Origin of the sequence: Magnetospirillum sp., from assembly GCA_027532905.1 — a bacterium.
Taxonomy (GTDB): domain Bacteria; phylum Pseudomonadota; class Alphaproteobacteria; order CACIAM-22H2; family CACIAM-22H2; genus Tagaea.
Map to the genome: position 1 here is coordinate 681,166 of JAPZUA010000002.1, position 12,809 is coordinate 693,974.

Annotated in this window: 5 protein-coding genes; all 5 read left to right on the forward strand. The window is 64.3% G+C overall.

Going from position 1 to position 12,809, the window contains the following annotated elements:
- Nucleotides 1-55 precede the first annotated feature (55 nt).
- The 5 genes from O9320_11240 (at nt 56) to O9320_11260 (ending at nt 12,791) form a co-directional block, all read left to right on the forward strand.
- The gene (locus O9320_11240; GenBank protein ID MCZ8311423.1) at nt 56-9,496 is read left to right on the forward strand and encodes an Ig-like domain-containing protein; all 9,441 of its coding nucleotides are present in this window, start codon (nt 56-58) and stop codon (nt 9,494-9,496) included.
- 79 nt (nt 9,497-9,575) lie between these two features.
- Nucleotides 9,576-10,358, forward strand: a complete 783-nt coding sequence (locus tag O9320_11245) for a tetratricopeptide repeat protein (protein MCZ8311424.1) — start codon at nt 9,576-9,578, stop codon at nt 10,356-10,358.
- 11 nt (nt 10,359-10,369) lie between these two features.
- Entirely contained in the window at nt 10,370-10,975 is a 606-nt protein-coding gene (locus O9320_11250; GenBank protein MCZ8311425.1) for a 2OG-Fe(II) oxygenase, read from the forward strand.
- 11 nt (nt 10,976-10,986) lie between these two features.
- Nucleotides 10,987-12,018, forward strand: coding sequence for a methionine synthase (locus O9320_11255; GenBank protein MCZ8311426.1), 1,032 nt, complete (start codon nt 10,987-10,989; stop codon nt 12,016-12,018).
- The gene (locus O9320_11260) at nt 12,015-12,791 is read left to right on the forward strand and encodes an SDR family oxidoreductase (GenBank protein MCZ8311427.1); all 777 of its coding nucleotides are present in this window, start codon (nt 12,015-12,017) and stop codon (nt 12,789-12,791) included. The genes O9320_11255 and O9320_11260 overlap by 4 nt, the downstream gene beginning before the upstream one ends.
- The last annotated feature ends 18 nt before the right edge of the window (nt 12,792-12,809 follow it).

Consider the following 12,809-nt stretch of genomic DNA (forward strand, 5'->3'; position numbering starts at 1 on the left):
AAGGCCTTGTGAGGGAGTTGGTGTTATCACCATTTCGCTGAACGCATCGGGCGGATTGAATTCGTTCTCGTCCTCCAACGTTACGATCAACGGTGGGGCAGGAGACGACACAGTCGTATTCACCGGTCCGGTGACTGCGGGTGCGATCAATTTGGGTGGCGGCAACGATCAACTGATCCTGACGACCGGCGACAACCGGGTCAATGTTTCGGGCATTGAGTCGATCTCAGCGAATACCGGCAGCGATACGTTGTCGATCACGGCAGCACAGACCGCGGGCTTCGTCGATCTCGGCGCGGGCGCCGACCGCCTCAATCTTGCGAATTTCGACAATGCGCTGACCGTCGCGAATGCCGAGACGATCGTTGCCGGCACCGGCAACGACACGATCGTGCTCGCGGGCGCGCAGACGGCAGGCTCGATCAATCTCGGTGCCGGCAACGACCGCCTCGTTCTGGCGGCCGGCACCGACAACAGCTTCACGATGAGCAACGTGGAAACGCTCGTCGCGGGCTCGGGCAGCGATACGATCGCGCTGGGCTCCGCATATACGGCAGGTTCGATCGATCTTGCGGGCGGCAACGACGCGCTGGTGCTCGGCAATTTCGCGAATACGCTGACGGTCGCCAATGCAGAGACGGTGTTGGGCGGCACCGGTGCAGACAGCGTGACGCTGGGTTCTAGCTACCAATCCGGCCAGTTCGTCGATCTGGGAGCGGGCAACGACCGTCTGGGCCTCGGCGATGGCGGCAACACGATTACGGCCGCCAATGTCGAACGCGTGTTCGGTGGTACTGCTGCCGATACGGTTACGCTTGCGGCCGGACAGACGCTCGGCACGATCGATTTGGCTGCGGGCAACGACCGGCTCGTGCTGGCCGACGGCGCCAATTCGTTGACGGTCGCCAACGTCGAAACGATCGTCGGCGGTTCCGGTGCGGATACGATCACGCTGAATGCCGCGCAAACGGCCGGCCTGGTGGCACTGGGTGCGGGTGCTGACCGTCTCGTGCTTTCAAACAGCGACAATTCGGTCACCGCAACCGGCGTTGAGACGATCCTCGGCGGCACGGGTGCGGACCAAGTGGCGCTCGGCGAAGCGCAGGTCGGCGGTGCGATCAATCTTGGCGCCGGCAACGACCGCCTCGTTCTGGCAGCGGGTACCGACAACAGCTTCACGATGAGCAATGTCGAAACGCTCGTCGCAAATGCCGGCAACGACACGATTACTTTGGGTGCGGCTTATTCTTCCGGTTCCATCGACCTCGCGGGCGGCAACGACACGCTGGTGCTCGGCAATTTTGCGAACGCGCTGACGGTCGCCAATGCCGAGACGGTGTTGGGCGGCAGCGGTGCGGACAGCGTGACGCTGGCCGCTGGCTACCAGAACGGCCAATTCGTCGATCTTGGCATCGGCAACGACCGTCTCGCGCTTGGCGACGGCGGCAATACGGTTACGGTCGCCAATACCGAGCGCGTGTCCGGCGGCATCGCGGCCGATACTGTCACGCTCGCCGCTGCGCAGACGCTCGGCGCGATCGATCTTGGGGCGGGCAACGACCGGCTCGTGCTGGCGGCCGGCAACAACACGCTGACGGTCGCGAATGTCGAAACGCTCGTCGGCAACACGGGTGCGGACACGATCGTGCTTGGTGCGGCACAGACGGTCGGCGCCGTCGATCTTGGTGCTGGCAGCGACCGGCTGGTTTTGGCGAACGCCGACAACGCGGTGACCGCGACCGGCGTTGAGACGATCCTTGGCGGCACGGGTGCCGACCGGGTGACGCTGGGTGCAGCGCAAGTCGGCGGCGTGATCAATCTGGGTGCGGGCAACGACACGCTGATCGTCGCGTCCGGTACCGACAACAGCTTCACGCTGGTCAATGTCGAGACTCTGGTCGCCGGTTCGGGTCGCGATGCGATCACGCTTGGTGCCGCGGTCACCAGCGGCGCCATCGATCTTGCCCAAGGCGGCGACACGCTCAATCTCGGTAATTTCGCCAATACGCTGACGGTCGCCAACGTCGAGACGTTGGTCGGCGGCTCCGGCAACGACAACGTCACGCTCGCGACGAACTACAATGTCGGCGCTGTTCCGTATGCGAGCGACCCTGCGTCGGTCGCACCGATGGCCGCGTCGTCTGCGTTGTCGGTGGCGCTCGGCGCGCCCACAGTCGCGAGCATGGGGACGAGCAGCGTCTCGATGACGTTCCTCGGGGGCTCGGCCGGCTACAACAGCAGCTACGGCGTCTACACGATCGGCGCCGACGGTCTGCCGACGACCGGCAAGGTCGTGTGGGCCAATGTCAAGAACGCGAACGCGACTTCGACGCTTTCGGGCCTCGATCCCGCGACGACGGGCTTCTTCCTGATCCCCGACGGTGCGAGCCAAAACGGCAACCGCATCACAAACGGCGAGACGGTGCGCTTCGAGCGCAGTTCGCAGGGCGTGTGGACAGCGATCGACGCAGACGGCAATCGTTTCGCCGGGTCCGGCGGTGCGAACGTTATCTTCGACAAGCCCAACCTCAATCCCGGCAACCGCCGTCTTGAGTTCGACTGGAACCGTGAAACCGGCGACCAGAATTGGGAAGACATTGCGGTCGGCGGCGACGCCGACTTCAACGATGTCAACGTGACGACGAGCTGGACGTCGAACAACAACGGCACCGTCAGCATTCCGCTCACCATTGCCGCCCCGGCACCCAATGCCGACGGTTCGCCCGCCGCAATCCAGGTTGCAGGTCTGCCGACCGGTTCGGTGCTGCGCGACGCGTCGGGCAATGCGATCGCGGCCGGCGTGAACGGCGTCTATTCGCTGAATTCGGCCCAGCTCACGGGCCTCACGATCGTGACGCCGCCAGGCTACAGCGGCCAAGTCTCGGTGAACGTGACCGCCACGGTCACCAACGCTTCAGGTGCGACTTCGACGACCGTTACGGGCGTGACACTCGCCGACGTGCGCAACGATGCGCCGGCCACACCCGGCGGCAGCGTCGCGTCGACGGTCAACGCGACGATCAACGGCCAACTTTCCGCTGCGGATGCCGACGGCGACCGGCTCATCTTCTCGATCGCGCAGAATGGTGCGCCTGCGCGCGGCACGCTTACGATCAATCCGGACGGCAGCTACAGCTACGTCCCGAACAACAACTACCAGGGGACCGACAGCTTCACCTATCGTGTGTCGGATGGGCGCGGCGGCGTTTCCACCGGTACCATCGCACTCGGCATCGGCGTGGCCCCGGCCAATGGCGGGTCGGGTACCAATCCCACGAGTGCGGCCTTGGCCACGACGGTCGTCGGCAGCACCGGCAACGACACGTATTTCATGGGTACATCGCAGGTTGGCGCCACGATTGATTTGGGTGCCGGCAGCGATCGCCTGGTGCTCGGCAATTTCGCCAATACGGTGACGGCCGGCAATGTCGAGAATCTCGTCGGCGGCACGGCGGCCGACACAGTCACAGTATCGACCGCGATCGCAGGCGGCACGGTCGATCTGGGGGCAGGCAACGACCGCCTTGTCCTGTCGGCGACTGGCAACAGCGTGACGATCGCCAATGTCGAGACGCTGATCGGCGGTACCGGTGCGGATACGGTCACGTTCGCTGCGGTTCAAACGTCGGGTTCGATCGATCTGGGTGCGGGCAACGATGCCGTGCAGCTGGTCTCGGGCGCCAACAACGTCACGCTGGCGAACGTCGAAACGGTCGTCGGCAGTGCCGCGGCCGATGCGATTACGGTTACGGGTATCCAGAATTCTCAGCTCGATGGCGGGGCCGGCAACGACACGCTGGTGGCCGGCAGCGGCAACGACACGCTGGTCGGCGGTAGCGGTAGTGATCTCATGACCGGCGGTTCGGGCAACGACATGTTCGTCGTGCGTGCCGGTGCCGATACGATTTCCGACTTCGTCTCTGGCAGCGACCGCATCGATCTGCGCGCTTTCTGGACCGTGAACTCGCTGGCCGATCTGGCAGCGCGCGCGACGGTCGTCGGCAACGACACGGTCATCGATTTCGGCGGCGGCAATACGCTGACTTTGGCAGGTATTACGGCGCCGTTGTCGGCCACCGACGTGCTGCTCAGCGACGGGATATCGATCGAAGGCGGTCTCGGCAACGATCGCCTCGTGCTCGCCAACGGCGGCAATACGCTGACGGTGCTCAATTTCGAAACAATTGTCGGCGGCACGGGCAGCGACGACATCACGCTTGGCGCTGCCGGTGCGCGCCTGGTCGATCTCGGAGACGGCAGCGACCGTCTTGTGTTGGGCAACACCATTGCGACGACCGTCACGATCGCGAATGTCGAGACCGTAACGGGCTCGGTCGCGAGCGATCGCATCGTTCTGGCCGGAACTGCCGGCAACAATATCTCGGTCCTCGGCGATGCGGGTACGCTCGTCGGCTCGACCGGTGCCGATACGGTGGCTTTGGGCAATGCCCGCACCGGCGGTGTCGTCGATCTCGGTTTGGGCGGCGACAGGCTGGTTCTGGCCGAGGGCGGCAATACGCTGACCGTTGCCAATGCCGAGACCATTTCGGGTGCGAGCGGTGCGGATACGGTGCAGGTATCGACGGCGCTGAGCGCTGGCTTCGTCGATCTCGGCGGCGGCAACGACGCGCTCACGCTCGGCAATTTCGCCAATACGCTGACAGTCGCGAACGTCGAAACGCTGGTTGGCGGCGGTGCGGCCGACATCGTGACGCTTGGCAACGCTACGGCCGCCGGCCTTACGGTCGATCTCGGCGGCGGGCGCGATGCGCTGACGCTGGCCGCAGGTGCAAACAATCTTACTGCCCTCAACGTCGAAACGGTAACCGGCGGTAGCGGTAACGACACGCTGGCGCTCGGCAGTGCCACGATCGCGGTGCGCGTCGATCTCGGCGACGGCAACGACGCGCTCGCACTTTCCTCAAGCATCAATACGGTCACGATCCTCAATGTCGAAACCGTCCTCGGCGGCAGCGATATGGATACGGTCACGTTGGCCCTGGCCGCCACGGCGGGCTCGATCGATCTGGCGCAAGGTGCCGACCGGCTGGTCCTCGCCAACGTGAACAACACGCTCAATGTGAGCAATGTCGAAACAATCGTCGGCGGCAGCGCTGCCGACACGATCGTGCTCGGTGCGGCACTCACGGCGGGCCTCGTCAATCTGGGTACAGGCGCCGACCGCCTTACGCTTTCGGATGCGGGCGACAATAATCTAACCGTCAGCAACGTCGAAACGCTCGTCGGCGGCAGCGCCAACGATACGGCAACGCTCGGGGCCGCGCAGACTGCGGGCCTCGTCGATCTGGGCGCGGGCAACGACCGTCTGACGCTTGCCAATTTCGCGAACAGCGTAACGGTCTCGAACGTCGAAACGCTGATCGGCGGCACGGCGATCGACAATGTCGTGCTGACGACCACACTCGCCGCGGGCAGCCTCATCGATCTCGGCGGCGGGCGCGACGTGGTCACGCTCGCGACCGGCGGAAATGTCGCCACGCTCGCGAATGTCGAGGTCGTAACCGGTGCGGGCGGGGCGGATCTGATCACGCTGGCCCCCGGCGTGAACGGCGGCAGCGTCGATCTCGGCGGCGGCAACGACGCGCTGACGCTGGGCGGCATTTCGAACAGCGTGACAGTCGCCAATGTCGAAGCGATCGCAGGCGGGACCGGCAACGATACGGTCACGCTGACGACGGCTTCCGTGGGCGCGCAGATCGATCTTGCTGCAGGCAACGACCGCCTCAATCTCGGCAATTTCGCCAATACGGCGACCATCGCCAACGCCGAAACGATCATGGGCAATGCAGCGGCCGATACGGTCGTGCTGGCTGCGGCTGCGACGTCGGGCCTGGTCGATCTTGCTGCCGGCAGCGATGGGCTTTCGCTCGGCAATTTCGCCAACACGCTGACAGTAGCCAATGTCGAAACGCTTCTCGGCGGCGCTGCAGCCGATACGGTCACGCTGTCGGCAGCCTTAGTCGGCGGCTCGGTCGATCTTGGTGCGGGCAGCGACAGCCTCACGCTCGGCAACTTTGCAAACAACGTCACGCTCGCGAATATCGAGACCGTCATCGGCCGCGCTGCGGTCGATACCGTTGTGCTGACCACTGCCATGACCGGCGGTCTCGTCGATTTGGGTGCGGGCAGCGACACGCTGATCCTGGCTAACGGAGCCAACGTGCTTTCGGTTGGCAACGTCGAAAACATCGTGGCCGGCACCGACGGCGACACGATCGCGCTGACGACCGGCTTTGCCGGCGGCACCATCAATCTGGGGGCGGGCAACGACAGCCTCGCACTTGCCAACGCTGCCAACGTCGTGACCCTAGTCAACGTTGAGTCGCTGACCGGCGGCTCGGCGAGCGACACCGTCACGCTCGCCACGAGCTTCACGCTCGGCGCAATCGATCTCGGGGCCGGCATCGATCGCCTCAATCTCGGCAATGCCGGCAATGCGCTAACGGCCTTGAATATCGAGACCGTCATGGGCGGTACCGGTAACGATACGCTGACGCTGGGGGCCGCGCAGACCGTCGGTCTTGTCGATCTCGGCGGCGGCAGCGATGTGCTCACACTCGGCAATTTCGACAACACGCTGACAGTCGGCAACGTGGAGACGCTCGTCGGCGGTGCTGCGGCCGACATGGTGACGCTGTCCACGCTTGCCGTCGGCACCACCGTCGATCTGGGTGCCGGCAACGACCGTCTCAATCTCGGAAATTTCGCGAACACGCTCGCAATCGCCAACGCCGAAACCATCGTCGGCGGCGGGCTTGCCGATACGGTCGTGCTCACGACGACGCTCAATGCAGGCTCGGTCAATCTGGGTGTCGGCAACGACCGCCTCACGCTGGCCGACGGCGGCAACAGCCTTACCGTTTCGCTGGTCGAGACGCTCATCGGCGGCAGCGGCAACGACAGCGTTACGCTTGGCGCCGCGGCTGCGGGCGTGATCGTCGATCTGGGGGCCGGCACGGCCGATGCGCTGACGCTCGCGACGGCTGCAAACAACGTGACGGCCGTCAATGTCGAGATCCTCGTCGGCGGCGGCATGGCCGACACCGTCACGCTCGGCACGGCCTATGTCGGCGACGCAATCGATCTCGGGGCAGGGGCCGACCGTCTCAATCTCGGCAATTTCGCGAACACGGCAACCATCGCCAACGTCGAAACGGTGAGCGGCAACAGCGGTGCCGACACGGTGACGCTGGCGACAGCGCTGACCGCTGGGCTCGTCGATCTTGGTGCGGGCAGCGACGCGCTGATTCTCGGCAATTTCGACAACGCTCTTACGGTTGCCAATGTCGAAACGCTGGTCGGCGGCAGTGGCGCGGACAATGTGACGCTCGCCTCCGCGCAGAGCGGCAACACGGTCGATCTTGGGGCCGGCAACGACCGCCTTGTGCTGGGCGTATTCGCCAACAATCTCACGCTCACCAACGTCGAAAATGTTGTCGGCGGCGGTTTGGCCGATACGGTGACCCTGGCGATTTCCGTAAGCGACGTCGTGGTCTCTCTTGCCGCCGGCAACGACACGCTTGTGCTCGCCAATGGCGGCAACAGCGTTACGGTCAACAGCGTGGAATCCGTCGTCGGTGGCAGCGACAACGATACGGTCGTGTTCACGACTGGCGGTGCGGCGATTTCCGTCGATTTGGGCGGCGGTACGGCCGATACGCTGGTTCTGTCCAATACGAGCAATACAGCGACCGCGTCCAACGTCGAATCGATCATCGGCGGTACGGCGAACGACATCGTGGCGCTCGGCACAGCCTATGTCGGCAGCGGCATCGATCTGGGTGCGGGCACCGACCGCCTCAATCTCGGAAATTTCGACAACACCGCAACCGTGACGAATGCCGAAACGGTCATCGGCAATGCCGGGGCCGATACGCTCACGCTTGGCGGCGCGTTTACGGCGGGTATCGTCGATCTGGCCGCCGGCAACGACGCGCTAATCCTCGCGGGCGCCGGCAATACGCTGACGGTTTCGAACGTTGAAACGCTGACCGGCGGCAGCATGGCCGACACGGTAACGTTCGCCTCGGCGCTTTCGAATGCGGCGATCGATCTCGGCGACGGCAACGATCGCCTGGTTCTTGCCAATACCGCGAACATCGTGACGGTGATCAACGTCGAAAACATCGTCGGCGGGATCTCGGCCGATACGGTGGCGCTGGGTGCCGCGACGAGTTCGGCGACGTTCAATCTGGGGCTCGGCAACGACGTGCTGGTGCTCGCCAACGGCGCCAATCTCGTGACAGCCCTGAGCGTGGAAACCGTGCTGGGCGGTATTGGCGACGACACGGTTGTGCTCGGCGCTGGCCTTACGGCTGGCTTCATAGATCTCGGTGCTGGCACGGCAGACGCGGTGCAGCTTGCGAGCTTCGCCAACAGCGTGACGCTTGCGAATGTCGAAAACATCTTCGGCGGCACGCTCGCCGATACGGTCGTGCTCACGACGGCCTATATCGGTGCCGGCATCGATCTGGGCGCCGGGCAGGATCGTCTGACGCTCGCCAATTTTGACAACACGGTCACGCTCGGGAATGTCGAAACGTTGGTCGGCGGTTCTGGCATCGACAACATCGCGCTGTCGGCGGCCCAGACCGGCGGTCTCGTCGATCTTGCCGGCGGCAACGACGTGCTTACGCTCGGCGGCTTTGCCAATACGCTGGCGGTCGCCAATGTCGAAAGTGTGGTCGGCGGCAGTCTCGCCGATACGGTCGTGCTCGCATCGGCCCAGTCGGGTTCGGTCGTCGATCTGGGTGCTGGCGAAGACCGCCTCACGCTGGGCAATTTCGCCAACACGCTGCAGGTCGGCAATGTCGAGACGATCGTCGGCGGCAATCTGGCCGATACGGTCACGCTGACGACGACCATGACGGCCGGCTCAGTCAATCTCGGCGTCGGGGCCGACATGCTGATTCTGGCCGACGGCGGCAACTCGGTGACGGTCGCCAACGTCGAAACGATCGTCGGCGGTACGGGCGACGACACGGTGACGCTGGGCTCGGCGCAGACTTCTGGGCTTGTCGATCTCGGGGACGGCAGCGACCGCCTGTTCCTGTCGGCGGCCGCGAATTCGATCACGGTCGCGAACATCGAAACGATCACGGGCGGTTCGGGCGTCGATACGATTACGATTTCGGGTACGCAAGGTGCCTCGGTCGATGGCGGCCTCGGCAACGACACGCTGATCGGCGGAGCCGGCAACGATACGCTTTCGGGCGGCGTGGGCAACGACGTGCTGCGCGGCAATCTCGGCAACGATGTGTTCGTCGTGTCGGGTGCCGACACGGTCGCCGATTTCACGTCGGGCAACGACCGCATCGATCTGCAGTCCTACGCCACGATCAGCAATTTCGCCGACGTTTCGGCGCTGTCCACCGTGTCGGGCGGCAATCTCGTGATCAATCTCGGCGGCGGCACCACGGTCACGCTGCTCGGCACGACGGCCATCGCGGCAAGCGACTTTATTTTCCACAGCTGATCTCGGCGTCGGTTGCGCGCATCGCGTCGCTCGCGTAGCGTTTGCGCGTTCGAACGACGCGCAAGAGGGATTCGCCACGATGGCTCCCGGAGACGGGCACGGCACGGCTGCAGCGGATATTTCGGTGTTGCTGGCGCTCTATGCGCAAGGGCGATTCGCCGACGTTGCGGCAGGTGCCGCAAGCTTGGTCGAAAAGCGGTCGAGCGATGCGTTTGCCTGGAAGATCCTCGGCACCGCCCAGCAGCAGCTCGGGCAAACGCAAGCGGCGCGCGCGGCCCTTTCGCGCGCCTGCGCGCTCGATCCGGCGGACCGCGAGGCGCACAACAATCTGGCCGCCTTGCTGCGCGATATGGGGGCGCTAGCCGAGGCCGAAACGCATGCCCGCCAAGCCTTGGCGCTTGATCCGAACGCGGTGCCCACCGTGCTCAATCTCGGCCTTATCTTGGCCGGTCAAGGCCGCTACGGCGAAGCGCTTGGCTATCTGAACGATGCGCATGCAAGCCTGCCGGGCGACATCTTGACGGCTTTCAATCTCGGTCTCTGCCATCGCGGCTTGGGCGCGTATGCGGCGGCGATCCAATGTTTCCGGCAAGCTTTGGCCGCGAACCCGAAGTTCGCGGCGGCCCATCTCAATTTGGGCGCGAGCCTGCTTGATGTGGGCGATGCGGCTGCGGCCGAGGCGAGCCTCCGTGCGGGCCTTGCCCTTGCGCCGAATTCTACCGAAGGCATGGCGACATTAGGGTCGGCGCTAATGGTTTTGGGCCAGCTGCGCGAAGGCATGACGATGCTGGCCGACGGCTACGGCCTTGTCCGTTTCGACAGATATGCGGGCGTTTCGCTCTATGAAGGCGTTCCCCCGTGAAGCGGCTTGAATTGAACGAAGCCGGAGTGGCTCCCAATTTCATCGGCGCTTGGTCGCTTGAGCCCGATCCGATCTGCGGCGAACTTGTCGCGTTTTTCGAGGCCAATGCGAGCCGCCATCGCAGCGGGGCGATCGGGGGCGGCATTCTGCCCGACAGCAAAAAATCGATGGATCTCACGATCCGGCCGCGCGATCTGGCGCGGCCAGACCATGCGCCAATGCGGCGCTATTTCGATCTGCTGTTCGGCTGCTACGCCGACTATCTCGCGCAATGGCCGTTTCTGGGCGAGTTGTTCCCCAGCGTCGCGATCGGCAGCTTCAACATCCAGCGCTATCTGCCGGGCGAGCATTTCGCGCGCGTGCATTGCGAGCGCACGACACTGGCCTCGCTGCATCGTTCGCTTGCGTGGATGACGTATCTCAACGATGTTGCCGACGGCGGCGCGACGCGTTTCACGCATTACGGGCTTGCCGTGCAACCGCGCCGGGGTCAGACGCTGATCTGGCCCGCCGACTGGACGCATGCCCACGCCGGCGAGGTTCTGGGGAGCGGCGTCAAATATGTCGTGACAGGCTGGATGCATTTGGACATACCGACGGGCACAACGCCTCCATAAGGATTCCAGGAATGACCAAGATATTGCAGACGACCGTCGCCGGGAGCTTGCCCAAGCCCGCCTGGCTTGCCGCCCCGCAGATGCTGTGGGCGCCATGGCGCCAGACCGGTGCCGTGCTGGCCGAAGCGCAGTGCGACGCGACGATGCTCGCGGTGCGCCTGCAACTCGGCGCCGGCATCGACATTCCGAGCGACGGCGAGCAGGCGCGCCAGCATTTCGTGCACGGGTTCCTGGCCGGGCTCGACGGCATCGATTTCGAAAACAAAGTCACGATGGGGATTCGCAACAACCGTTACGATGCCCAAGTGCCGCAGGTGATCGGTGCTCTGAAGCGCAAGCATTCGGTGCACGCGGCTGAAGCCAAAGCCGCGCGCGCAGCGACGACGGGCAAGATCAAATTCACGCTGCCGGGGCCGATGACGATCGTCGACACGATTGCCGACCGTTTCTACGGCGACCGCGTGAAGATGGCGATGGCTTTTGCCGAACTCTTGAATGAGGAAGCAAAGGAACTTGCGGCTCTGGGCATCGACACGATTCAGTTCGACGAACCGGCCTTCAACGTGTTTACCGACGAAGTGCTCGATTGGGGCATTCCGGCCTTGCTGCGCGCAGCCGAAGGTCTTACCTGCACGACCGCCGTGCATGTATGCTACGGCTACGGCATCAAGGCCAACAACGATTGGAAAAAGACCTTGGGCGAGGAATGGCGCCAGTACGAGCGTATCTTCCCCGAGCTTGCCCGCAGCCCGATCAATCAGGTGAGCCTCGAGGTCGCGAACTCGCGCGTACCTATCGAGTTCATCGGCCTGCTTAAAGGCAAAGACGTGCTGGTCGGTTGCATCGACGTGGCGAGCGATACGGCCGAAACGCCGGAAGCGGTCGCCGCTACGATCCGACGTGCCATGGCCTATGTGGCGCCCGAACGGCTGTTTCCGTGCACGAATTGCGGCATGGCGCCGATGGCGCGCGATCTGGCGTATGCCAAGCTCGCTGCCTTGAGTGCTGGGGCCGCTTTGATGCGCAGCGAGATCGGCGCATGATTGCCACCGGAAAGGCGCTGTTCGATCTCGCGGGCAAGACGGCGCTCGTGACCGGATCCTCGCGCGGGCTCGGCTTTGCCATGGCCCAGGGTTTGGCAGAGGCGGGCGCGCGCGTCGTGCTCAACGGTGTGTCGGCCGGGCATTTGGCCGCTGCACAGGCGCGCTTAAGTGCCGCCGGCTACGACGCGATCGCGGCGCGTTTCGACGTGACCGACGAGGCTGGCGTGGTCGCGGCGTTCGAGGGTTTCGATCGTGACGGCATTGCGGTCGATATCCTCATCAATAATGCCGGTATCAACATCCGGCGGCCGATCGTCGAGATGTCGACGGCCGATTGGCGGCGGATCATCGAGACCAACCTCACGGCCGCCTTCGTCGTCGGACGCGAGGCAGCCAAGCGCATGCTGCCGCGCAAATCCGGAAAGATCGTCAATATCGGTTCGTTGTTGAGTTCGGCCGGGCGCGCGACGGTTGCCCCCTATGCGGCGGCCAAAGGCGGCATCAAACTTCTCACGCAGACTATGGCCGCCGAATGGGCGCAGCATGGGCTGCAGGCCAACGCGATCGGCCCGGGCTATATGCGCACCGACCTCAACCAGCCGCTGATGGACGATCCTGCGTTCGACGCTTGGGTCAAAGCACGCACGCCCGCACGCCGATGGGGCGAACCGCGCGAGCTGGTCGGGGCTGCTGTTTTTCTCTCCTCAGCCGCATCGGATTTCGTGAATGGCCAGATCCTTTATGTGGATGGTGGGTTGCTCGCGGTCATGTGATCTTCAGAAACGGGCCCT

Bases quoted from the DNA above. Each gene is read 5' to 3' on its own strand.
- O9320_11245 (MCZ8311424.1), top strand. From the start codon at position 9,576: ATGGCTCCCGGAGACGGGCACGGCACGGCTGCAGCGGATATTTCGGTG.
- O9320_11255 (MCZ8311426.1), top strand. From the start codon at position 10,987: ATGACCAAGATATTGCAGACGACCGTCGCCGGGAGCTTGCCCAAGCCC.
- O9320_11260 (MCZ8311427.1), top strand. From the start codon at position 12,015: ATGATTGCCACCGGAAAGGCGCTGTTCGATCTCGCGGGCAAGACGGCG.